The sequence below is a fragment of the Colwellia sp. genome (assembly GCF_013214175.1).
In the GTDB taxonomy this organism is placed as follows: Bacteria; Pseudomonadota; Gammaproteobacteria; order Enterobacterales; family Alteromonadaceae; genus Colwellia.
Window position 1 is genome coordinate 1,276,714 of record NZ_JABSPA010000002.1, and the last position, 25,115, is coordinate 1,301,828.

General features: G+C 38.5%; 19 protein-coding genes. 8 read left to right on the forward strand and 11 right to left on the reverse strand.

What is annotated here, in order from left to right:
• Positions 1 to 12 precede the first annotated feature (12 nt).
• Positions 13 to 1,338: an aminotransferase class III-fold pyridoxal phosphate-dependent enzyme gene (locus HRT55_RS08380; protein WP_291620363.1), complete on the forward strand. Its 1,326-nt coding sequence runs from the start codon at positions 13 to 15 to the stop codon at positions 1,336 to 1,338.
• 160 nt (positions 1,339 to 1,498) lie between these two features.
• Here HRT55_RS08380 and HRT55_RS08385 read toward each other — a convergent pair whose 3' ends face one another.
• A complete protein-coding gene (locus HRT55_RS08385) occupies positions 1,499 to 2,965 on the reverse strand; it encodes a MipA/OmpV family protein (protein ID WP_291620365.1) in 1,467 nt (488 codons plus the stop codon).
• 233 nt (positions 2,966 to 3,198) lie between these two features.
• On the opposite strand from HRT55_RS08385, the gene HRT55_RS08390 reads away from it, so the two are divergent.
• A complete protein-coding gene (locus HRT55_RS08390) occupies positions 3,199 to 4,662 on the forward strand; it encodes a hypothetical protein (RefSeq protein ID WP_291620367.1) in 1,464 nt (487 codons plus the stop codon).
• Positions 4,663 to 4,833: 171 nt separating this feature from the next.
• Here the strand turns inward: HRT55_RS08390 and HRT55_RS08395 are convergent, their stop codons facing one another.
• Positions 4,834 to 5,718: a hypothetical protein gene (locus HRT55_RS08395; RefSeq protein WP_291620368.1), complete on the reverse strand. Its 885-nt coding sequence runs from the start codon at positions 5,716 to 5,718 to the stop codon at positions 4,834 to 4,836.
• A gap of 582 nt (positions 5,719 to 6,300) precedes the next feature.
• Between HRT55_RS08395 and pepN the strand changes: the two genes are divergently transcribed.
• Positions 6,301 to 9,015, forward strand: coding sequence for an aminopeptidase N (gene pepN / locus HRT55_RS08405; RefSeq protein WP_291620370.1), 2,715 nt, complete (start codon positions 6,301 to 6,303; stop codon positions 9,013 to 9,015).
• A gap of 117 nt (positions 9,016 to 9,132) precedes the next feature.
• On the opposite strand, the gene HRT55_RS08410 is transcribed toward pepN, so the two are convergent.
• The 6 genes from HRT55_RS08410 to HRT55_RS08435 form a co-directional block, all read right to left on the reverse strand.
• Positions 9,133 to 9,567, reverse strand: a complete 435-nt coding sequence (locus HRT55_RS08410; protein WP_291620372.1) for a hypothetical protein — start codon at positions 9,565 to 9,567, stop codon at positions 9,133 to 9,135.
• A gap of 64 nt (positions 9,568 to 9,631) precedes the next feature.
• A complete protein-coding gene (locus HRT55_RS08415; RefSeq protein WP_291620374.1) occupies positions 9,632 to 11,059 on the reverse strand; it encodes an ATP-binding protein in 1,428 nt (475 codons plus the stop codon).
• Entirely contained in the window at positions 11,060 to 12,436 is a 1,377-nt protein-coding gene (locus HRT55_RS08420) for a sigma-54 dependent transcriptional regulator (RefSeq protein ID WP_291620376.1), read from the reverse strand.
• Between the two features lie 110 nt (positions 12,437 to 12,546).
• Positions 12,547 to 14,985 (reverse strand): ABC transporter permease, encoded by a 2,439-nt coding sequence (locus HRT55_RS08425; protein WP_291620378.1) that lies wholly within the window; start codon positions 14,983 to 14,985, stop codon positions 12,547 to 12,549.
• A 2-nt stretch (positions 14,986 to 14,987) separates the two neighbouring features.
• The gene (locus HRT55_RS08430) at positions 14,988 to 15,782 is read right to left on the reverse strand and encodes an ABC transporter ATP-binding protein (protein WP_291620380.1); all 795 of its coding nucleotides are present in this window, start codon (positions 15,780 to 15,782) and stop codon (positions 14,988 to 14,990) included.
• Positions 15,783 to 15,792: 10 nt separating this feature from the next.
• Complete coding sequence (locus tag HRT55_RS08435) at positions 15,793 to 17,052, reverse strand: HlyD family efflux transporter periplasmic adaptor subunit (RefSeq protein WP_291620382.1); 1,260 nt, start codon at positions 17,050 to 17,052, stop codon at positions 15,793 to 15,795.
• Between the two features lie 241 nt (positions 17,053 to 17,293).
• Between HRT55_RS08435 and HRT55_RS08440 the strand changes: the two genes are divergently transcribed.
• On the forward strand, positions 17,294 to 18,385 hold the full coding sequence (locus HRT55_RS08440; RefSeq protein ID WP_291620384.1) for an ABC transporter substrate-binding protein: 1,092 nt from the start codon (positions 17,294 to 17,296) through the stop codon (positions 18,383 to 18,385).
• A gap of 33 nt (positions 18,386 to 18,418) precedes the next feature.
• Here HRT55_RS08440 and HRT55_RS08445 read toward each other — a convergent pair whose 3' ends face one another.
• A complete protein-coding gene (locus tag HRT55_RS08445) occupies positions 18,419 to 19,045 on the reverse strand; it encodes a GspH/FimT family pseudopilin (RefSeq protein WP_291620386.1) in 627 nt (208 codons plus the stop codon).
• 91 nt (positions 19,046 to 19,136) lie between these two features.
• The gene (gene nadE / locus HRT55_RS08450) at positions 19,137 to 19,982 is read right to left on the reverse strand and encodes an ammonia-dependent NAD(+) synthetase (RefSeq protein WP_291620388.1); all 846 of its coding nucleotides are present in this window, start codon (positions 19,980 to 19,982) and stop codon (positions 19,137 to 19,139) included.
• Positions 19,983 to 20,132: 150 nt separating this feature from the next.
• On the opposite strand from nadE, the gene glnB reads away from it, so the two are divergent.
• Positions 20,133 to 20,471 (forward strand): nitrogen regulatory protein P-II, encoded by a 339-nt coding sequence (gene glnB, locus HRT55_RS08455; protein ID WP_291620390.1) that lies wholly within the window; start codon positions 20,133 to 20,135, stop codon positions 20,469 to 20,471.
• A gap of 347 nt (positions 20,472 to 20,818) precedes the next feature.
• A complete protein-coding gene (locus tag HRT55_RS08460) occupies positions 20,819 to 21,853 on the forward strand; it encodes a hypothetical protein (RefSeq protein ID WP_291620393.1) in 1,035 nt (344 codons plus the stop codon).
• Positions 21,854 to 22,025: 172 nt separating this feature from the next.
• Here HRT55_RS08460 and HRT55_RS08465 read toward each other — a convergent pair whose 3' ends face one another.
• Complete coding sequence (locus HRT55_RS08465; protein ID WP_291615371.1) at positions 22,026 to 22,784, reverse strand: outer membrane protein assembly factor BamD; 759 nt, start codon at positions 22,782 to 22,784, stop codon at positions 22,026 to 22,028.
• Positions 22,785 to 22,958: 174 nt separating this feature from the next.
• On the opposite strand from HRT55_RS08465, the gene rluD reads away from it, so the two are divergent.
• Together rluD and pgeF are read left to right on the forward strand one after the other, a co-directional pair.
• On the forward strand, positions 22,959 to 23,933 hold the full coding sequence (gene rluD, locus HRT55_RS08470) for a 23S rRNA pseudouridine(1911/1915/1917) synthase RluD (RefSeq protein ID WP_291615373.1): 975 nt from the start codon (positions 22,959 to 22,961) through the stop codon (positions 23,931 to 23,933).
• Complete coding sequence (gene pgeF / locus HRT55_RS08475) at positions 23,914 to 24,948, forward strand: peptidoglycan editing factor PgeF (protein ID WP_291620394.1); 1,035 nt, start codon at positions 23,914 to 23,916, stop codon at positions 24,946 to 24,948. The genes rluD and pgeF overlap by 20 nt, the downstream gene beginning before the upstream one ends.
• The last annotated feature ends 167 nt before the right edge of the window (positions 24,949 to 25,115 follow it).

Below are 25,115 nucleotides of genomic sequence, written 5' to 3' on the forward strand. Positions count from 1 at the left end.
AGAGAGAACCCAATGACCAAAAAAAACAAACCCAACAGCAAGGCACTGTTTATAAGAGCCGTTGATAATATGCCGTTAGGCGTAGCTGATAGCTATCGTTACTGGGGTGAAGAAAACACCGTATTTTTAAGTAGCATGAAAGGTTGCACCATTACCGATTGTGACGAGCAGACCTTTGTTGATTTTCGTTTAGCTTATGGGCCCATTATTTTAGGTTATCGTGATGAGCGAGTAGATAATGCAGTCATTAATGCTATTACTGAGATTGGCGTTATTTCAGGTTTCTCCACGGGTCTTGATTCTGATGTGGTTGAATTAGTAAAATCACTTTGCCCTAATATCGACAAAATGCGCTTTGCTAACTCAGGCACAGAAGCGGTTATTGGCGCAGTACGTACTGCACGTGGTTTTACCAAACGAAATAAAATTGTTGTTGTTGAAGGTGGCTTCCATGGTTTACACGATGAAGTTATGTGGAAATCAGATGTTGATAATTGGGATGTAAGCAGTCAAGAAACACCCGAAATTGTGCCTTTTGGTGGTGGCATTCCAGCAAGCACCCGCGAACATCAAGTGAGTGTGCCACTGAATGATTTTGCAGCCATAGACGCTGTTTTTGCTGCACATGGTGACGATATTGCCGCGATATTAATTGAACCTATTATGGGTAACTGTGGCTCTATTGCTTCAACTCAAGCCTATATGAAAAAATTGCGTGACGTTTGTGATAATAATGGCTCATTGTTGATCATGGATGAAGTTAAAACGGGCTTTCGTGTTGCCAAAGGTGGCGCACAAGCACTGTATGGCATTTACGCTGACTTAACTACTTACGCGAAGGCCATGGGTAACGGTTACCCTATTGCTGCTTTTGGTGGCCGAGCTGAGGTGATGGATACCATTTCTTTTGCTAAAGATGGTGTAACACACGGCGGAACTTATACTGCGAACATGGTTGCCTTAAGTGCGGCCAAAGCGACGTTAACCGTACTTAAAGAAACGGATGCGCTGGAAACTATCGCCAGTGTTGGTAAAGAAATTCAAGTTTTACTTTCACGTGTTTTTACAAAACTAGGTGTTGAGCATTGTTTTGCCGGACCTGATGCTATGTTTGGTGTACATTTTGGTAATAAAGTGCCACAAAATTATCGTGACTGGAAACAAACCAACAGTGATCTTTACACACAATTCGCCCTGAACTTAATAGACAATGGTGTAATGTTAGAGCCAGACTCGCGTGAACCTTGGTTTATTTGTCAAGCTCACCAAACAGTTGATCTTAATTGGTTAGAGCAAGTTGCAGAGCAAGCAATGACGGACGCCATTAACGCACAGTAGTGAGTATTGCAGTGTGTAAATTCGGCACACTGCAATTGATTCACTGTGGTATTCATGTTCATAATGTCGGCCAATGTAATTTATGATTGTGACGTTGAGCATGAATATCAAATTTTATGTTAAGTCTTCTAATTAGAAGGCACATTTTTAGCAACAGTTATTAGAAATCAAACTGAATATAGACAGTATTATAATTACTGCCGCCTTTAATACGGCCAAACTGAGAGGCTTTCTCAAAAATAGATGATCTATGGTGCATGCTATAACCTAACCAAGTTTCATTGAGTGCCTTAACATTGAAGACATCACCTAAGTTAATATCAAAACTTATATCTATATAGTTCATTAACTCACTAGGGCGATAACCTTTCTCTTCCATTTCAATCGCTTCAATATAAGTAACATCTGAAACATAAGACAATCCTTCAGCCAAGCCTATACGCCAGCGGACTGGCCACTTGATAGTGTAATAGGCTTTAATGGCCAGTACATATTCTTGCTCTGAGTCTTGTACTGCAGAGTTCCAATGCCAAACAAAACCAGGGGTTAAATAGATATCTAACGGTAGTGAAAATAAGTTGTCAGTTAGTGGTAAGCCATAAAATATAGAGCTGAGCTGATTATTGTATTCATCTTTAACGCTATCTCCTCTGAGAATGTCACCCATATTCGATGGCGTCGCCCAGCCGTGAGCTAAACGCAGGTAACCATGATTAGTTAACTCTGATTTTTGCGGCTTACTGATATCATTAAAGAAGGCAAAACCTAAATAGGCTTCGCTTTGCCAGCGTTGGTTGACGGCCGTACTGTTATAAGCATTTTTATCAAGCATGGTGGCGTTTACTGAGGCGAGTAAATAAAAGTTACTGGCAACATGATAGCGAGTTTCTACACCGGCATTCACTTCAATGCCAGCACCTATCTTTTGCTCGGTTATTTCAGCTAAGGCATAATAGTGACTATTAAAGCTGGCACTTTTATAACGCGCGCTAACTTTAGGCATAAACTCCCAACTGTCGTGTTGAAAGTACCAGCTTTGGCTTAAGTTAGCGTAAGGGTTACCTTCGAGATCGCTGAAAAGCTCAACATCAAAGAAACTATTTTCACTGAATGATTTTCTCGCTTGAAAACCAAGGTCTATGGTATCGCCTTGTACTTCATTTTGATATTCAGCAGGGATATCGAAAAAGCGCATACGTGCCATGGCGTTAAATTGCCAATCTTGGTTTTGATAAATATGCGCTCCGCCTTCAGTACCGCGAATAAAAAAAGTTTCTCCCTGATAAAACATCATAGGCACAAAGCTAGTGACATTGTCAGCTTCGGTATCAAAGGGAATTTCCGCATTTCTGAATAATACACCCAAGCCCCAAGTTTGCTCTTGAAATACCTTGTTTCTATCAGACTCAGTACTTGCTGTTAGCGTGTTATTGGACTTTACTTGGTTGCTGCTAACAATCTCTTTTTCAGTATTTTGTACTGTGCTTAGCTCAGTTGTTTTGGTGGTACTTTGTTCGGTTATCTGTTCGGTACTTTTTACCGTGTTTTCTTCGGAGATAGTTTCAGCAAAAAGACTAAATGGCTTTAATAGAATGAGGGTAAGTGATATCGCGGCACAGTAACGCATTGTGATCCTTAAGGGTTGTTAAGGTGTATTAGTGTAACACCAGTTTAATGTTAGCTAGGGACAAATTATATAAAAACAAAGGTGAAATAAGCGAGCTTAAGTCGTTAATTAGTATATGAATTGTTAATGTGATGTTATATTGTGCGGGTATTAACCATAATACTCATGATGCTTATACTCATCTAAAAATTTAGTTATCTCGTAATAATTTTACGCTAAAAGGAAGTTCTTGTATGTTAGTTAAAAAAAGTAGCCTTATTGTCTACAGTGTAATAGCCGCATCTCTGGTTGGTTGTGGTAGTGATTCTGCCCCCACTCCTGCACCGGAAAAAGCTGTTCCTATCGTAGAGCAGACAATAGCCCTTAGCGGTAAAGTCATTGACGGTTACGTCTCTGGTGCCACTGTGTGGTTGGATTTAGATGGTGATGGTAAATTTGATAAACAAACTGAGCCATCAGTCGTTTCTACTGAATCGGGTAACTATAGTTTTGAATTTACTGAAGAGCAGGCATCTTGTGTACCGTACTCTGCCATGTATGTAGATGTACCTGTTGGTGCTATTGACGAAGAGCTAGGTGAAGTGACTGAAGCATACCAGATGTCTTTTCCTCCTTCGATAGTGCCTATTTCTGATGATGATATTCGCAATATTTCACCATTAACATCGGAAGTTTGGGGACAATTTAGACGTCAACTTAAAGGGAGTGGTAAGGGAAATTTGAGTTGTGAGGAACTTAAGGCTGATACCAATTTACGTACTAATTTAAAACGTGAAATAGAAGAGGTGTTATTAAATCTGGTGGCACATTACAATTTGTCTGCAGAGCAGATTTATGCTGATTTCATTGCCAATAATGACAGTGAAGCCTATATCAAAGCCCAGTCTATTGTTACTGGCTTGAAAGCAGCTTATAAACATAAAAAAGCATTGGCAGAGGAATATCCTAGTGCAAATGAAATTCGGGTTGTTATCTACCAAGACAAGGCTAAAGATTTAGAGTATAGCTACACAGACGCATGGTATCGTGATGAAATTATTTTTATAGGCACGGAAGACTTTATTGAAGTTGTGAAGCTAAAGGATACCGGTTCATTGAATAAAGTTGATGTGGTATTAACTAAGCTTCATGAATTAGGGGCGGCTTGGGGTGAACAGTCATTAAAGGGTTGGTTAAGTATTCGAGCAGATATTTATATCAATGAGGATAAAACATATCGTTGTGGGAATATTGAGCGTATAAGTTTTGATAAAGAGGGTATTCATTATGAACTTGGTAATACTATACCTACTGTGACCTTTCCGACTCTTGCCGAGTGTATTAATACCAGCTTAGAAAGCCCTTATGAGCGTAATTTCAGCCTGAGTTATGTTGAAGCTGATCATGACTACAATGCTGACTTTTACTTTAGAGATATAAATGCTGACTTTCAAACATTAGCTGATTGGATAAATGTTAAAGATAAGGCTGATGCGCTAGACCCCGCAGAGTTTTTTACTGCTTTGGATAGCATGCCTTATAAGTTTGATGATGAAGTTGTTATTGATGTTAGTTACTGGCGTAAAAGTAAGGCCGTGGGTAATGTTGTGATTCACAAAGATGATGAAGGTAAGTGGCGCAAAGAAACCAAGCAAGATGATGGTACTACAGTTTTTGAATGTGGAATCGATGGTATTAACTGGGCAGCATGCACTTAATACCTATTAACAAAACCAGTTAAGTTTTTGAAATGAAATGCCAACTAAATGCTGGCATTTTTTATACTGAAATTTTTAAGGGCTGTTAGAAAAGACTCTAATAAGCTTGATATACATGCAGGTATATCACAGCAGCATAAGCTTTAAACATATACCTGAATCTAGCTTTGACTAGTATGGGGCTTTTGGCACAATTGGTGCGGAGCGCAAACTAGGTATCTTTGTATTTCTATTGCGTGCTTGCATGGTAGCAAGGTAGCCTGCAATAGAGAATTCAGTTGTGTGACCATCCCTTGTTGGAGCTGGTCCGTAGCCATCTAGCCAAAATTCACAAATTTCTCCGGTATTATGGTTACCAATACATTTGCCATTACCAGTAGAAATTACGTAATGTAATCCTGCCTCATCACGAAGAAAGCGAACAATACGACCCGCTGGGATCTGTGCTGCAGTTTCAAGAGAGGTGATTGATGGCCCCCAATTCCATGGTACAGGTAGTGCGTGACGTGGCTGATTGCCATTATCTAAAATCCACTTTAATGAAGTGATTCCTGCTAAGTACATCCAACCACATACACTTTCATAGCAGGCGCCACTCATCTTAATTTTATTTCCTTTTACGGCTTCTCTATAGAATTTATAAAAATTAGTAATATCTATATTTCGACCATATATAGTTATTTTATTAGCTTTTGCCTCGATAACCGCGTCTTGTGCATTTTTACCTGTAATAGGGAAGAAGCTTTGAATGGCTTTTTTTATTGTTGATTCGTTTACCTTATCATAGTCAATTTTTGCTTGGGCTATTTTGGATTGTCCACCGGCCCAGTCCATGCACAATAATAAACCGCGTAAAGCATGTCGTCGCTGAGTTTCTAATTTTTCAGCAGTTGTTGATGTCCCCCGACTTCCACCGCCAAGGCTGACTCGCTTTGATGCAGCAAGATCATTTTTTTTTGCAGATTTGAATTTAGCGTAGGGACTGGATGGAATGGCTGTAATTTTATCTAAATACTTGAATGTTTCTGTTAATCGAACTTGAGCATTTTTTCCCACTTTTGATTTTCCTTAATCTGTTTTGAATGAAATTAGTAACATTATTGCCTCGCATACTAAATCACATAATGTGATACATCACAAATGTAGTTGCCGTATTCATCAATTTTAAAAGCTCATCAAATCAATATGGTATAAATAAGTGAAAGAGACAAAGGACAGTTATTAATTGTTAGTTTATTTATTAACAATATTTATCATCTATCTCTTTAAACCAATGGCGTGAAAATACCTAGGGTTAAGCATATTATTGAACGCCATAACCAAAAAAGTCAGGGCTGCGCCCCATGGGAGTGTCTATTAATGTAAAACCGGGTAAGCCACGGACTAAATACATTAGAGTGATGAGGGGCAGGGCTAAACGAATAAGCGGCAGACGAAATGTCAGTCCTGCAGCAGAAAAAGCTGACCAGAGTGATGGTGAATAGCATTTTAATAATATTCAGAATACGACTGATACTCTGATTTACAGGATGGTTAGGCATTATTCTTAAACGTTATATGTTATAAATACTGGGTTACAAGTATTAACAATATAATTTTCTAAGAAGAAAGTCGTTATCATTATTAAGGTCAACATAAATGTTTATTAATAAATCTAAACTGACTAAGGCATTAACCCTAGCACTAGTCACTTCAGGTCTTGCATTATCAGGTTGTGAGCAAGCAAGCACCACAACGCAAGTTAAAAGTTCATCATCAGCCAGTAGCAGTATAGTTCGTATGAAAAGCGAATCTCTTAATGCTACTTACGCAGAAATGCGAGCCAAACAAATAAGCGATGTGAGCTATGATTTACAGGTAAAAATAGATAACAAAAGTGAAACTTTTTCGGGCTCAACAACGCTAAATTTTGAATTGACCGAAAATAATCAAAATGATTTAACGATAGATTTTGATGAAGGCACAATAAAATCATTAACCGTTAATGGTAAACAAGTTAACTTTAGCTATGAAAAATGGTTTATTACCATTCCAGCCGCTGAGTTAACCCCAGGAAAGCAAAGCATTACTATTGATTACGAACGTGCTTATTCGACTGACGGCTCTGGTTTTCATCGCTTTGTCGACCCTAAAAATGGTGAGGTTTATTTATACACTGATTTTGAACCTTATGATGCAAACCGCTTATTTCCGCATTTTGATCAACCTGATCTAAAAGCCAGTTACAAAATTGAAGTCACTGCACCAGCTCATTGGCAAATCATTAGTGCAACACGCGAAACCAGTATTAGTGAAAATGGCGATACTAAAGTTTGGTCTTTCCCAGCATCTGCAAAATTCTCTTCTTATGTATTTTCTCTTCATGCGGGTAACTACGCAGTTTGGGAAGATGATTTTGAAGGCATGACATTACGTTTGTTTGCTCGTCAAAGTTTGGCGGAATACGTAAAAACGGATGAGTGGTTTATCCCAACTAAACAAAGTTTTGCCTTCTTCAACAAATACTTTGAAGTGAAATACCCTTTTGGAAAATATGATCAAATTGTAGCACCTGACTTTAACGCCGGCGCAATGGAAAACGTTGCCGCAGTTACTTTCAGTGAAGGTTATATCGCACGTGGTGAAAAATCGACAAGTGCTCGAATGAGTTTAGCGAATGTTATCGCTCATGAAATGGCACATATGTGGTTTGGTGATTTAGTAACAATGCGTTGGTGGAATGGCTTATGGTTAAATGAAAGCTTTGCAACTTATATGGCTAATTTAGCTATTGCTGAAGCAAGTGACTTTGAAAATAACTGGGATGTGTTTTACTCCGGCACTAAACAATGGGCTTACCGCACTGATGACTCGGTAAATACACATGCAATTGAGCTACCTGTTGCTTCAACAGGTGTTGCCTTGTCAAACTTTGACGGTATTACTTACGGTAAAGGTGCTTCAGTGTTAAAGCAGCTACCTTATTACTTAGGTGAAGAAAACTTTCGCGTTGGTGTGAGTACTTATTTGAAAAAATTCTCATACAAAAACACTGATCTTGAAGACTTTATTGGTGAGTTAGGTAAAGCTGCCGGTAAGGATATGACCCAATGGACACAAGACTGGTTATTTAACGCTGGCTTAAACACCATTAAAGTCAATTATCAATGTAGCGACGGTAAAATTAGTGAGTTTGCTATAAAGCAAACTGCGCCTGAAGGTTATCCTACGTTACGCGAACAACGTGTTCAGATTGGTTTATACAATGTTAATTCTGATGGTAATGGCATGAGTTTAACATCAGCAACACCAATCATGTATAAAGGTGCTACCACTGAAATTAAAGAAGTTATTGGTCAAGCTTGTCCTGATTTGGTTTATCCAAACGAAGCCGATTGGGGGTATGTAAAAGTTGATCTTGATGAAAAATCATTAGCTTCAGCTCAGAAACATATCAATGCTATTGATAATGCAACCATGCGTTTAATGTTATGGCAGAGTTTGTCTGACAGTGTTCGTGATGCAAATTTAGCCGCTGACCAGCTAGTGAATTTTGCTATGGCTAACCTTGAAGGTGAAACTGATTATAACGTAACACGTAAAATTGCCAGCACATTAACATCAGCCCTGAACTACTTAACGGTAGCAACACGCTTAGAGCAAAACGATTATTCAGCGCTTTATATGGAAGTTGAAGATTTATACTTAGGTTTATTAGAAAAAGCGGAAGCGGGCTCTGATTTTCAAAAACTTTGGTATAGCCGTTATGTTCGTGTAAGTAAAACAGCAAAGCATTTAGATAATTTGAAAAACATTTTAAATGGTAAGCTAAGTTTTGATGGTATAACTATCGATCAAGATAAACGTTGGTCATTAGTCGCTAAAATGAACCGTTATCAGCATGGTAATTATCAAGCATTATTAACTTCTGAAGCAACTAAAGATATTACTGATTCAGGTGTTAAAAGTGCTATTTACGCAGAAGTTTTACGCCCTGAGGCCGAAGTTAAAGCAAAATGGTTTAACGTGGTTATTAATAACCCTGACAAACTGAAACTTTCTACACTTCGCTATATTATGTGGGGGTTATTTCCTTCAGAGCAACAAGCTTTAGAAGCACCTTATAAAGCTAAGATTTTAGCGCACATCCCTAAATTAAATGAAGGAAGTGATTTGGGTTTATTAGAGTCTTTTGCCGGTAGCATGTTGCCATCTCAATGTACGCCAACAAGTGAAGTGGAATTAGCGCAACTGATTAAAGACTACAGTAAAATGAAACCACAAGTGTTAAAAGCAGTAAAAGCTAGCCATCAAAATGTAGGTCGCTGTGTTAAAGCGCTAACGTTATTAAAATCGAGCGCTAATAAAAGTTAAATTCAAATAATAAGTAGTTGATTAGATAAATCTTATCTAAACGATAAAAGGGCATTATGAATTTCATAATGCCCTTTTTTAGCTGTTACTTTTATCTGTACTATTATACCAATGTCGTTACAACGTAGCCCATTGCTTTTTTAAGCCAATAGCATGAACAATACCAACGATTAAACAGATCACAGAACTCCACAGCCAAAACTCAGGGCTACGTCCCATCGGATTATTCTTTAAGGTAAAACTCATCAAGGTAAAACCAGCCAAACCTCGTACTAAATAAACTAAGGTAATCAGGGAAAGAGCTAAGCGAATAAACGGTAATCTAATTATCAGCCCTGCAGCAGAAAAAGCATAAGCTGACCACAGTGATAACACTGAAAATATAACCAAGGTAATGATGGTCGGTTGCCAACTACCTTGCTCAGCCATTAAGGCCATGTGCTCACCTGCGCCGAAGAAGCGATACCATGAGGCGCCAAAATAAATACAGCCTAAATGTAAAAGGGCGGCAATAGCACTTAGTGAGGCTGCAATGAGTAAATAGATATTCATGAATTGATAACTTCCTTGTAAAAATAATTTATGGGTTTTTATTCTCTACTTTTAAACTAAGTATTTAATTGGGTATCTTCGTTGTTAAACTAATGCGCGCAACCGCGCCTTGGGCATCATCGCGATTTTTTAAGGTTAACTCGCCGTCTTGATTGCGGATAAATTCCCGACTGATAATTAAGCCAATACCTGAGCCTTGTGGTTTGGTCGAGTAGAAAGGCACAAATAAATTGTCGTTATTGGCAATACCTTGGCCTGAGTCGATAATATTAATAGTGGTCTGATTCTTATCTTGTTGATGACTTTGTTGGCGGTTTTTCTGCTTATTTTCTTGAAAAGGTTGTTGCCAAAGCATTTGTACATCAGGACTTGCGTCACTGTTTTCACAGGCTTCAAAAGCATTCTTAATTAAGTTAATTAACGCTTGCTCTAATTGGCCGGCATCAGCGAGAAAAGGCAAAGCGCTTTCATTAAGCTCTATTGATAGCTTAGGGAAGATGGCTTGCATGCGCTGAGCTATGTCTTTTGGATATACCTTTGCCATTTTTGCTGGCGCTAGTTTACTAAAGGCGGAGTAGTTTTCGACAAACTCTAACAACTGCAGCGAGCGTTTTTCAATAACTTGTAAGATGTTTTTTTCGAGGCTTTCTTGCTCAGGTGTTAAAGGGCCCATTAACTTCATTTCTTGTAAGGATTGGGTCATAGAGTAAATGGGCGTTAATGAGTTTCTTACTTCATGATTAAGTACTCTTATTAAGCGTTGCCACACTTGTTTTTCGTTGGCTCTAAGTTGCTGCTCTATTGAGAACAATACCAATAATTGAAAATTTCGGCCACTGCGCTTTAACACATGGTGTGTTACTTCAAATCGTTGTGTTAATTGTGAATCACTGGTTTGTTGCCATTTGTTCTCTTGAAAAACTAAACCTAATTTTTCGGCTTTTTTACCAAGCCAATTTGCCGTTGAGCTTTTTAATAAGGTTTCTACCGCGTGATTAGCTGAGTAAATTTGTTGGTGATGATCTAACACCAAAATGGGCAAGTTCAATTCTTTAATAAATTCAGATAAAAATGATTCGTTGTGCATGTACTCAAAACGTTTAGTTTGCAACTTAGCACTAAGCTTTTCAAAATCACGCTTGAGGTTGGTTACCCTACCACTGTTAAATTCAGCAAGATGCCAGCTGTTAAATTCTTCATTACCTATGGCATCAAGCTGCAAACCAATGCGTTCTAGGGTGTCGGTAACATAGGAAAAACAGCGATTAGCCGCCCAAAGGCTAGGAATTAACATGGCAATAATTAGAGTACTGCTGCTAAGTAAATCTAATTGCAGAGAACTAATAATATATGCGCACGGGATTAATGGTAAAAGTGCCAATAAGCAAAGCAGATAAATAAGTTTTTGCTCAAGCGATGATTTAGCGGGCAGGTCAGCACTCACTTTACTATTTAGCTTTTCCTTTCTCCTTTTATCTACCTTGCTTTTCAATTAGGACTCCAAGTTTTTAGGATCTATGGCAAATTTTTCTAAACGGCGGTAAATGGCTGATTTACTCATTCCTAGGTAATCGCCTGCTTCAATGACATTACCTTGAAAGTGTTTTATGGCAGTAATCAAGGCTCTTTTTTCACTTTCTTCTAAGGTCATCAGTGGCCAGTTTTGTTGAGGATTAGTACCATGATTACTAATGTTTCCGTTCAGACTCAGGGCATTGACATCAAGTACCTGATGTTCAGACATAATAACGGCGCGCTCTATGCTATGGCTAAGTTCGCGGACATTACCTACCCAAGGGTGTTGTAAAATAGCAGCATGGGCAGCACTTGATAACGTCATACCACTGCGATTATATTTAGCGGCATGTTTATCAAGCAGATGTTCAGCGAGTAAAGTGATATCTTCAGGGCGTTCTCTTAGTGGCGGGATATGCAACTCTATGGTATTTAACCTAAAGAATAAATCTCGGCGAAAATGCTCATCAGCGATCATTTTCTCAAGGTTAGCATTGGTTGCCGAGATGATTCTGGCATTGGTTTTTTCAGTTTGGCTTGAGCCGACAACTTCATACTCACCGGTTTCTAATACCCGTAATACCTTACTTTGTAAGTTACCGCCTAGGGTGCCTATTTCATCTAGAAATAAGGTGCCATCTGAGGCAATGTCAAAGCGGCCTAAACGATTTTCTTTGGCATCGGTAAAGGCTCCTTTTTTATGACCAAACAACTCACTTTCAAATAGAGATTCAGGAATCGCGCCCATATTCACGCTAACAAAACGATTATCAGCACGGCTGGAGTGTTCATGGATGTAATTTGCCAGTAGGCTTTTACCGGTACCATTTTCACCAGTAAGTAAAATGTTGGCATCGGTTTGGGCAGCACGTTTTGCTTTAGCGAGTAGCTCAAGCATAACGGGGGATTTGGCGAAATATTCCTGTTTGCTCGAAGGGCGGCTTAAGGCCGAATAACGGGCGTTTTCCTTATGCAGTTTTGCACTATCAATTTGCTGTTTAACAATGGCAACCAAGCGGGTATTTTTCCAAGGCTTTTCGATAAAATCAACAGCATTTAACTGCATTGCCTGTACGGCAATATCGATACTTGCCCAAGCGGTCATCACAACGACGGGTATACTAATATTTTTTCTTTGTAGTTGCTGTAAAAAAGTTAAACCTTCTTGCCCAGAGGTGGTATCACTGGAGTAATTCATATCGAGTAAGATAAGATCAACTTTTTCAGAGGTGACTATTTGCATTGCCTGAAGTGGACTATCAGCTTCAATACAAGAGAAACCATGGTTGCTTAAGGCGATTGATGCTGACATGCGAACATCAAGTTGATCATCAACAATCAGAACTTTATTCATAAAGTGACTTACTTTCCATAGAGGTTATTTAATGGTTGGGCTGTTCAGTAAAAAGCATAAAACGACATTAACTGATGAGAGCAAGCTAATGTCGTTACTATCTTTGCTGTTTACTCGTTTCTTAAGGCTTTCATTGGCCTGGCTTTAATGATTTTTTGCATTGGCCTAATGCTGGCATAGATGGCAATGCCAGTACTTAACAATATTGCCGGTAGGGCAAAGCGAATATCAAAACTTAACCAAGGACTTAAGCTTTGATAAAATTGGTTATAAATCACTAGTATAATGATATTTGCCAAAACTACCCCGAGTAATAACGGTACTATGGCATCTTTAATTAGCAATTTATAGAGTCGGGCTTTTTTAGCGCCCAGTGCCATGCGAATACCAAATTCAAAGCGGCGTAGACCTAAGTTATAACTCAATACCCCGTAAATTCCGACACTGGCTAATAATAGTGTGAAAGCAGCAAGAATATAGCTTAAGTATAAGGTGATTATGTCCATATAAATGATGCGGTCATATTCATCGCTTAGCGAGCGAAACTCCCAAATATTAAAACGCGCATCTTCTTTACGTAAAGTTAACAGTATGGTCTCTTGATTGATTGAGTAACCCGGCTTAGTTTCAACGATTAAGTTATAGCCAAATGGTTGGTTAGGCCACCAAATATGCTTGCCTTGATCTTTGTCAAAGTGGTTCGGATGATTAAAATCTTCGGTAATACCAACAATTTCATTTTTTGGCTCATGGCCATCATAGACTTTACCCAGTACATCACCGTTTGGATCTAACAAGTAGGCTAAGCTTTGCGTCACCATTACTTCTTGTTTTTCGCCACGTATCGCTTCATCACTAAAAGTGCGGCCTTTCAGTATTTTTAAGCCGGTGTGCTCGAAATAATCACTGCCCACCCACCCTTGTGGAATAAAGTCGGTCGTTTTACCATCCATGTCCGTTAAGTTAGATTTGGTAATACGTATAGATACCGGGCTACGGCCGTTTGATACTTTTTCAACTTGTGGTAAGTTCTCGAAAGCTTGTTTGATTTTTTGCACTTTATCAAAACGCTCGGTAACCGATAATTCATCATTTTCACCACGGATAAAAGCGCCAAAGGAATACATGTTATCAACTTTGCTACCCATTGGCCGGTCTAGTGTTTGATGGGTTTTGGTTAGTGCTAAACAAGCAAAGATAATTAACAAACTAGCAAAGGTCATTTGTATAGTAATAAGTACTTTTACCGTACGGGCCGAAACCTGATTAACACTGCCTTTACCACTCGATTGCAGCTGGTTTTTTAATGCCTTGTAATCGACTAAGCGAGAGGTCACTAAGGCAAATAAATAAGCCAGTAGTAAGCTAAGTATAATCGCCACACCAAGCAAGTTAATGTCTATGGTAAGCGATTGTACTAGCGGCAGATTACCTGCAGCTAGATGCTTGAATAGCTTAATACCCCATGCAGAGATAAACAAAGCTACTGCTACCGATGACATCATCAGAATCAATGTTTGCGTTAAAATGGCGTTAAATAATAGTCGTCGTTTTGCCCCCAATACCGCTTGTAGTGCTAAGGTTTTATGTTGTGCTAGGGCACGCGAGAAAAATAAATTACAAACATTAACCACGGCAATAAGTAATAAACCTAAAGTGCCGGCCAATAAGAACAAGCTTAAATGTCCCTTATCACCTAGCTCAACTGTTCTATATTTTGTTACTAGCGGTCTAAAATCTGTTGAGGTCTCGTAACCTTCCAGCCATTCTGCGCGAATATCTTCAATACGGTCGTCTAGGTCTTTTAAGATACTTGTTTGGCTAGTACCAACTTTGGCAATACCGACTAGTTTTAATGATTTATAGGTATTATCCCAAGGGTTGTCCCATTCACCATTATTAAAAAAACGTCTGTCAGAGCCAAAGTGCAACCATATATCAGTTTTACCACTATAAAACATATAAGGCGCTTCAAATGATTTGGCCACCACACCAATAATGGTAAAGGCGCGTTCACCGTCATTAAGTGTTTTACCAATAATATTGGGGGTACGGTCAAAGTACTTTTGCCAAAAGGATTCTGAAATAACAACATTATCAGATGCTTGCTCTAAGGGCAGGTCAGTTGCAAAGCTATGTCCTAACAACATAGGCACTTTGAATATGTCAAAATAGTCTGGCATAGCAAAGGTGGCTACCACTCTAGGCTCACCAGGTAAGCTAGTTAACATAATATTATTAGGACTAACTGGAGTCAGTTTGTCAAAGCTGTTCTGGGTCTTATACCAATGGATAATGGATTTATAACTTTGAAAACCACTATGGGTTCCTGCAGGTGTATCTACTTCTTGCTCGACCACGTAGAGCTTTTGTTCATCTAAGACATTGAGTGGCTTTAAAAAGTAAGTATTTACCAATGAGAAAACCACAAACAAGGTTGCTAGTGTCAGTGACATGGTCACCATTACCGAAGCAACAAAACCGGGGGCATTTTTCAGTGAGTTAAAGGCGAGGTTAAACTGCGTTTTAGTTCGAATAAAAGCACTCATGATTACACCACTGCTTGTTCTGCTAGGCCAGCCATCGCGTCTGGGTTATTACTCATGTCTTCTTGAGCTTGGGAATACTCAATTATCTTACCATCTAGTAAGTGTATTTGTTTACTCGCATGGCCGGCATACCTAACGTCATGGGTAACCATGCAAATTGTTGTACCTTGTTTGTTCAGGTTATTTAATATGTCCATTACCGCATCACCATTTTTAGAGTCTAGGTTACCGGTCGGTTCATCGACCAATAAGATACTGGGTTGACCCGCGAGTGCTCTAGCGATTGCGACACGTTGTTGTTGACCACCAGATAGTTGGTTAGGTTTGTGGCTTTTTCTATGTTCCATCTCAACTTGAGTCAGTGCTTGTATTACTCTTTGTTCAATCTCACTTGCAGTTAAAGTGTCTTCTCGGTAGGTCAGCGGTAAAGCAACATTGTCGAAAATACTCAATTCATCAATTAAGTTAAATGATTGAAAAACAAAACCTATATGCAGATTTCTTAACTCTGCTTGTTGATCCATGGTTAGGTTATGAGTGTCAACATTTTCAATAAGGTATTCGCCGTTACTTGGCGAGTCTAATAAGCCTAATAGTGATAATAGCGTTGACTTGCCACAGCCTGATGGACCACTGATTGACAAGTAATCACCTTTCATAATATCGAGGTTTATATCGGTCAGCGCTTTAATTTCGATATTCGAAGAATGATAGGTTTTAGAAATATTTTTCAATGATATTATTGGCTTTTTTTTGCTGTTTTCTACCGTTTTTAGTGTGCTAGTTGTCTTATTCATTATCATTCCTTTATTGATTTACAAGTAGGTTTTTTTGCGTGGTCGGCCATTGAGACATATCTGAAACAATGAGTTGGTCACCGCGCTGAGCACCACTAATCACCTCAATTTGATTGCCCGAAAGTGTACCAAATTGTATTGTGGTTAGTTGTGCACTTTGTCCGTCGCTGCGCAGGCGATAAATATTTTTTTCTTTAAAATCGTAGACATTGTTAGGTTGTTCAACATAGAGGGCATTGTTTATTTCTTTGACATGAATTTTGCCTTCGACTGTTAGATCAGGACGGGCATTGGCAGGTAATTCTCCGGTTAAATCTAACTCAATCATCACTCGACCATCGGTAACGACGGGGTCTATGCGGATGACTTTTGCCGTTATATTTTTACCCGAGGTTTGAATAGAGGCCGACATGCCAATAGCTATTTGGTCGGCTTGGTTTTGTTGTACCCGTAATTGCGCCACTAACTTTTTGTCAGAGCCAACCATAGCCAGTTGCGTGCCGGGCGTTAAGCTTTGTCCTATTTCAACCGGCAGTGTTTGTAGTATGCCATCTAGGCCTGCGCGTACGGTTAAACGCTCAAAACGATTTTTGATGGTTTTAAAGTTAAGTTGGTATTGGGTAATCAAATCTTGGCTTATCTTTACTCGTTCTTTTTGCATGTCCTTCAAGTGTTCTTGTCTGGTTCTCTCAATGGCCACTCTTTGCTTTAATTGACGGACGTTTAACTGGCTACGTTTGAAATCAAGGGCGCTAACAATACCTTTATCAATTAACTGTTGCTCTGCTTGTGCTCTTAGCTCGGCATTTTCTAATTCACTTAGCAACAAGGCTATTTGTGCATCGTGCTCTAACAGTTGACTTTTATGGGCAATCACTTGTTGGTTAAATTCGGCATTTTGCCGTGCAAGTTCTAACTTAGCATTTACCACTGCTTGTTCAAGTTGTGGATCAGACAAGATCATGATGATGCTGTCTTTAGTGACTTTAGCGCCGGGATAGAGGGTTATGCTTTCAACAATCGCTTGAGTTTGACTGGTTAATAAACGTTGATACTTGGCTTTTAAACGGCCATAACCGGCGACATTTACTTTGAAGTCACCTTGTTTAACTTCGCCTATGCGCAGTGAACTTAGTTCCACTTGTGGTTCATTGGTTAATGAAGCGCCGCCCCAGAGTAGTAATATGGTCATCAATAAAGTGATGATCGCTAACAGGCCTTTTTTATTAAAGCCTTGTGGTTTTTTTTGCAGTGTCGTTGTTAGGTCCATGCTTTAGTCTTTTCAATTAGGTTAGGTATTATCGTTATTGAAAACTAAAAAGCTAGAAGCGTGCCAAAATGTTATCTATTGATTTATAATGGTATTTTGATTTTATTGATTGTGTAGTTTCCCTGTGGAGGGAATCGAGATTTATAAGTGGGAATTAGATCGCAGCTTTGTGGGTCTATAACTCCAATAAGGACCATTTGCTATAATAGCTATTGGATTAAAGTTAATGGTTATTGTTTTTATGAATAAGATTTTAAAGTTAGTGTTATTAGTACTGTTATTTCAGTCTAGCTATAGTGTCGCTGACCGTTTTAAAGTTGTTTTTTTAAACCCTGGCTTTCCAACAGAAAATACTACTGGCAGCTTTTGGACTAATGTTACCCAATTTATGGATGCTGCAGCGGAAGATTTAGATATTGAATTGGTTACTGTATATGCTTATCGCAATCATATTTTAATGAAATCATTAATTGAGGAGATAGCAGCAGAAAAACCCAAATATGTTGTTTTAGTTAATGAAAAAGGCATAGCGTTAAGTATTATTAAGCAGCTTGCTAGATATGACATAGCTAGCTTTATGTTATTGAATAGCCTAAATGAAAAAGATTTTGTGTTATTGTCAGCTAAAGAAAAGCGCCTGCTAAAAGGTAGTGTTACTCCTAATAACTATAACGCTGGAAAAAAGCTACTTAATGGTTTAGTGACATTATATAAGTCACATAAAAATAAAGCGGATAAAAAACAGCTTATCAAAATACTTGCCCTGCAAGGGGACTATACAACGCCGGCATCACTTGCTCGAGAGTTAGGCTTCAATGATGCTTTAAAAGCTAACCAAAACTTACTGGCTGTTGATAGCACTGTCTCGAACTGGTCTAAACAACAGAGTTACGAAAAAGTAACAGGTATTTTGCAGCACACTCGCATCGATATTATTTGGGCAGCTAATGACGCTATGGCATTTGGGGCAAAAAAAGCTGTGTTAGCCACAAAAATGTCTCAGCCAATCTATATAGGGGGTATTAACTGGGATATTGATGATATCAACTATCCGGTGGATTTATCCTTTGGTGGTCATGTTGCTTTAGGGGCAAAGTCATTAGTTATGCTAAAAGATATTGATAACAACAGCCTTGTAAATGATAACAGGCATCAGGTGGTTGATATTTTTGAGTCTAGCTTAAGTACTTATTACCATGACTTTACTCAGAGGTTAAGCCTAAAACAACTAGGTCATTATGACTTTTCACGATTTAGTCTATCTTCAGCAGAGCCATTAGTTTTCTCTATTGATAACTTAGCGAAGGTCTTTACCCCGCCAACAGGCGAATAAAAATTAACTTAGTTTGCTGAAAGCCTATTATCGCTAATCACATTTTATTACTTGGTTGCTACGTGTTTCATCTTTACCGTCAGAGTTACTGTCCGTTGTTGCGTAAAACCGGCCAGAACGGGCTATTACTATGGCCCTAGACATCTCTTGATAGCCTTTCGGGCAATACCTTAATGTGCCATTACTCAAGCCAAATAAATGCCCTGTTGCTTGGTAGGTGATTTTAGTTCTATTTTTTGCATATATGAGTATATCACCTGATTTTATCTTACTCTTAGTTGCAATCAATAGTTCATTATTGGCGCTATCAAATTGCTGATTGCCATTGTTATCAATAAATACACTAAGCTCTTCGTGCCAGTCGCTCGAACATGCGCCATTACCTGCTATTGGGCAGATAATAACATTACTGTCACTGCTAATAGCGTGATTTCGGGCGGTAAGTAACAAGCGGGATAGCCGTGAAATTTCATTATCCACCCTGAGCTGGACAATAAAGTGGTTTAAGTTAGGTAAGGCAATGCTGGTGAGTATCGAAGTAATTCCTATACTGAGCATTAATTCGATGAGCGTCATGCCTCGGCATGACTGTATTTTAAGGTAAGCTAGGGATGTTCTGGTCGGAACTTTGCTATGGTAATGCGGCTGAGTTTTAAGCATAAAAAATCCATTTTTATTAACTGCCCGGTATGATTAAGTTATAGATAATAAAAATGGATTTAGCTAAGCCTAAAAGTACTTTAAGAAAGGATTAACTGTAAATTGTTGGTATCGCTTGTCTTTTATGTTGTGTTTTTTTATAGATATTGATGATGTGTTCACTAACTGTAGTGGTTACCTGCTTACCTTCTAAGAAGTTATCTAATTGCTCATAACTTATACCTAGAGCATCTTCGTCAGTTTTACCCGGCTCTAGCTCTTCTAAATCAGCGGTCGGTGCCTTATCAACGAGAATACTTGGCGCGCCAAGTTCTTTGGCAAGTGCCCTAACTTGTCTTTTTGATAAACCAAAAAGTGGCGCTAAATCACAAGCGCCATCGCCCCATTTAGTGAAGAAGCCAGTGATGTTTTCTGCACTATGATCTGTACCCAACACTAAGCCGCCAACAATACCGGCAATATGATATTGAGTCGCCATGCGTGCTCTCGCTTTTACATTGCCTTTAGAGAAATCTATATGAGCATCATTAGCAGTTAACAGCTCAGCTTTACTCATCGCTTGTAAAACCTCATGATGAATACCCTCAACACCCACTTGTATATTTGTGGTTAAACAGTGACTTGGTTGAATAAAATTTATTGCTTGTTGGGCATCATCTTCATCTGCTTGTATACCATAAGGTAAACGTACCGCGATAAATTGATAACGTTTGCTATGACTGCCTTCAGCTTGTTGCTCATTTAATTCATCAATCGCAAGTTGTGCTAATCGACCACAAGTTGAAGAGTCAACACCACCGCTTATGCCCAAGACTAAATTGTTTAGCCCTGATTGCGTTAATTGTTTTTTGATAAAGGTAACACGGCGATTAATTTCAAATTGAACATCAATTTCAGGGATAACTTTCATTTCGGCAATAATGGTTTGCTGATCCATAAGACTTCCTAGCTGGCAAGTGGGTAAAGTATGTTGTTTTCACTAGTTTAACAAAATTAAAAGCCAATTGGATATTGCTAAATAGCATTAAACACGCTGTAATATCTTTATTAGTGAAATCAATGCAACTTTAACTGACGAGCAACGCAGATGAAAAAAATAGAAGCGATTATTAAGCCATTTAAACTGGATGATGTAAGAGAAGCCCTTGGCGAAATAGGTGTTACTGGCATGACTGTTTCTGAGGTTAAAGGTTTTGGTCGCCAAAAAGGTCACACTGAACTGTATCGTGGTGCCGAATACATGGTTGATTTTTTACCAAAAGTGAAATTAGAAATTGTTATTGCCAAAGATGATGTTGAACGTTGTGTTAATGCGATTTTAGAAACAGCGCAAACCGGTAAAATTGGCGATGGTAAAATCTTCATTACCGATGTTGACCGAGTTATCCGTATTAGAACGGGTGAAGAAAACCGAGACGCTATTTAGTTTTCTAGCGCTATTTACTTTCTAATCGTAGTAATAGTTTAAGTACGATGGTAATCAGCTTTACCGTCGTACTCCGCATCAATGCCTTTTCACTTCAATACCTCTTGTTCAGATCCTATGAATTCTGCTTTGTTAGTTCAAAACAAACTCGAAATTGCATAGCAAACCATTAAAAGTGTCCTACTATTTTACACCTTTGCCACAGCGTAAATTAGCCTTGTTATTAACTAATTAATAACTATGCATAAATGTACTTTGGTGCAATTTATGCAGCTATTTCTATGACGAATTTTTCTATGAATAATACCAATGCTGTTAAATGGTATTCAATAACATGAGGAAACGTTATGAAATACACTTTTCAATTAATTAGTTTGGTTTTCTTAGTTGTTACTAACTCTGTCGCTATGGCTACTACCATGTGCGCGACTAGCGATGTGCACCTTTCAACAATGCAATTAGTCTCCGGTGGCTCAGTACTTAACTTGCCAACTGCTCCACCACCTTTATATGATGCTGATGGTCGTACTTCAACAAGCTGTGTTGGCCTACTTAGTGGCAATGATAAACCTTTACCAGGTACCAATATTGGTGAATATCAAGACGGCTTACTTAATGGTGAAACGAAGCCTCATGGTGGCGCTACCGATCCTTCTTTGCATCCTAATAATACTTTGTTTGATCCTTTTTATGATGAAAGTGGCCCGCTAGCCCAGGATGGAAGTGAAGGCTATAACAATATTCTATTTATTAACCCTGAAACAGATTTACAAGATTTAGATGATACTGATGGTAATACCAACAAAACAGATCCTGGTTGGGTTTTTCTTGGTAAGCAAGAGGGAGGCGATTTTGTTGGCTCTATTGCAGGGAAAGATTTAGAAGATGATGAAGGAGAAGATATCAGTATAAATATTGACGATGTATTATCTGTTGTCTTTAGTTGCTCATATACAGATGATTTCGATGTAGTATTTCAGGTGTCTATTACCAGTGGTGAATGTGAAGATGGTCAATGGGCAATATCACCAGTCGCTAATATAGTTGAGATACTTGAGCCTGTATTTGGCAATGGTTTTTTTGACCATTTAGCATTTATATTCAAAGCGGGAAATGATTTTGCCATTTACGACTTTAACTTTAAGATGATTAACTCAGAGTTAGGAAATACGCTTGACTTAACCGTTCCTTATAATTTAACGGGAACTTTTAATATGACAGGTACCTTTGGTAACACAGCTATTTCACATATATCGCTTTGGGCAAGAGATCCAGCAGGTTTCACTACTACTGAAATGCCAGAGCCAAAATCTACAATGTTGATGTTGTTGGCTGTTGCTTTGTTAGTGCTACGTGTTAAAAGTAAACATTCTTTGTTATAAGCTTTAATTAATACTGTACAGAATAAAGGGTGATTAGTTAGTTTCAGTTAGCTGTAAAAGGATCTGACATTCATGAAATAACTGCTTAAATTACTTAATATAAAAAAGCTGAATTACCTAGGTAATTCAGCTTTTTTATTCATTAATATAGAGGTTAGGTAGTACTAACTTTCTATCTTACTAGCCTGTTGTTTGGGTAGTTAGCCGCAAGTACTTGCATAGCATTTTTCTTTAAGTCTGTAAGTGCTAACTTATCGTAACTCTCAATCATTATCTCAAGCGCTTGCTCTATTTCAGGGCTTGGCGCGAAGTATTCAACAATATAACGACCACGATTTGCCGCAGAGGCATACGCTTCACGTTTAATATAATATTTAGCTACGGCTATTTCGTATTGTGCCAAGCGAGATTTTATCGCAATCATGCGCTTACGTGCATCGGCAGCATATTTGCTGTCAGGGTAGTCAGTCACTATGCTCTTAAAATCTTTAAAAGCGCTACGCGAAGCTTCAGGATCACGATCGGTACGGTCAATACCGGCTAAATCTTGAAATAAATTTTCTTCGGTAGAAATATTGATAAGCGCACGCATGTAATAAACATAATCAACATTTGAGTTATTAGGGTTTAATCTTAAAAACCTATCGGTTAAAGCAATTCCTTGCCCAGCATTACCACTTTTATAGTAAGCATAAATTAAATCTAGCTGTACTTGGTGAGAAATTGGACCAAAAGGAAAACGAGAGTCAATAGCGCCAAGTATTTGAATAGCTTTTTGATATAAACCATTATCAAGTGCTGTTCGGGCATCAACAAATAAAGACTGTGCTGATTTATCCGGTACTTTTTCTATGTCATCATCAGATGATGAACAGCCAGTTAAGGTCAAGGCTAAAACGGTTAAAATAATTTTTACTGTCAATTTATCCATGAAATTTATTATCGCTACTTTGTTTTAATTAAAATAAATATCAAACCACCGCGTAAACGGGTAAAATGTTTTTATATTTAAGAATAAGCATTCTACCCTAGCAACCTTACCTTGCACAGTGCAAATGGTAATTTGATTAATTCGCTAGGTTTAATCGAGTTTAAAGAGAGTTTAATGTCAGAAATCATTCAACATAAAGATATTGTACCTGAATCATGTTTAGGTAAACGCTTTGACCAAACATTAGCGATAATGTTTCCTGATTATTCACGTTCACGGATAAAAGAGTGGATTTTAGCCGGACAAGTGCAGGTAAATAGCGAAGTACTTACCCGTCCTCGTGAGAAAATGTATGGCGGTGAAGTTGTTGAAATTAATGCCAAAGTTGAAACTGAGTTACGTTTTGAAGCGCAAAACATTCCATTAGATATTGTTTATGAAGATGAATATATTTTAGTGATAAATAAACCAGTAGGTTTAGTTGTTCATCCTGGTGCAGGTAATCCTGATGGGACTTTGCTTAATGCTTTATTACATCACTACCCACAAATCGGCGTAGTGCCAAGAGCTGGTATCGTGCATCGTCTTGATAAAGATACTACTGGCCTAATGGTTATCGCTAAAACGATTGCCGCGCAAACCAACTTAGTTGAAGCGATGCAATTACGTGAAATTACTCGTGAGTACGAAGCGATTGCCTGTGGTGTTATGACAGCGGGTGGTTTGGTTGATCAGCCAATTGGTCGTCATTCTACTAAGCGTACGCAAATGGCAGTGTCATTTGTTGGTCGTCCTTCAGTAACACATTACCGTGTGATGGAGAAATACCGTTTACATACTCGTTTACGTTTACGTTTAGAAACCGGCCGCACACATCAAATTCGTGTGCATATGTCACACATTACCCATCCGTTAGTAGGTGACCCTGTTTATGGTGGTCGTCCTCGTCCACCAAAAAATGCAACACCAGAGCTGTTAATGAAGTTGCGTAGCTTTAAACGCCAAGCACTGCACGCTGCTATGTTATCTTTATTTCATCCAATTACCGGAGAAGAAATGACTTGGCATGCAGAGTTACCTGAAGACTTTGTTGAGTTAGTTAAGCTTCTTCAAGACGATAACAAGCTTAATGCCGAAGAAGAATACTAGTTATAGTAATCAGGCTCTTTTTGAAAATGAGCCTTTTCAATTTACCAACTCGGCATTTGAGTTGGTAAATTGGTCGTCTTTTTTTACCTCTAAACCTACATTTAAACTTATATCTAAACTTACAGCTATAAGTAGGTCTAAATCATCATCTGCCACCTCATACCCAATAAGCGATAAAATACTCGCTCTACAAACAACGCGACTTTCTCCTCTGCAGATATCGCCACTAAAGATAAATGAGCAAGATTTAACAGCCACACCCTCAAAAAATCAGCAGTTAAAAAATGAAAAGTTAATCAGTAAAAGCTCCCCATTTGGTGCCTTTAATTTAGGTTTGCATGTCGGCGATAGTGCCGAAAAAGTGAATCATAATCGTAATGTGTTAAAACAACTTCTTCAGCAAAAGTTAAGCAAGCAGCAGCTAACTCAAAAACCTTCACCTCATTGTAAACTCATCGAAGACGTTCAAATTCAGTGGCTCAAGCAAGTCCATGGTAATGAAGTAGTAGAAGTCATGGCTGTAAATGAGCAAGTGATAACTGCCGATGCCAGTATTACTCGTCAGAAAAATATTGCTTTGGCAATAATGACAGCCGATTGCTTGCCTATATTACTCAGTCATAAAAATGGCAGTGAAGTTGCGGCTATTCATGGCGGTTGGCGTTCATTAGCCGCGAATATTATCGAAAAAACCTTAGATAAAATGCACAGTAAGCCTGCCGAACTAGTGGCCTGGCTCGGTCCCTGTATTGGTAAATATGCTTTTGAGGTCGGTAGTGAGGTTAAAGAGGCGTTTACTCAACAAGGTGTGGCTTTTAATAACGCCTTTATAAAGCAAGAAAATGGTAAGTACTTGGCAGATTTACAGCAGATTGCGCAACTGCAGTTACAAGCCTTGGGTGTTAGCGCTATTTCTGCTTTAGCTGAATGTACCTACCAAGAAACAAATAAGTATTATTCCTATCGAAAAGAGCAAGTAACGGGTCGTATGGCGAGTATTATTTGCAGGCGTTAACTTGTAGGTGTAAGTTTGCAGAAGATGATTTTTCAGTGTTATTTCTCCTAAGGTAATAGCTTAGTCAATTCCCCCCTGTTTATTGTTTTATATCAAGCTTATATTTGAAATTGCATTGAAAAATAATCTTTTAGCCTTATAACATTAACATTGCTTTAAAGATTAAA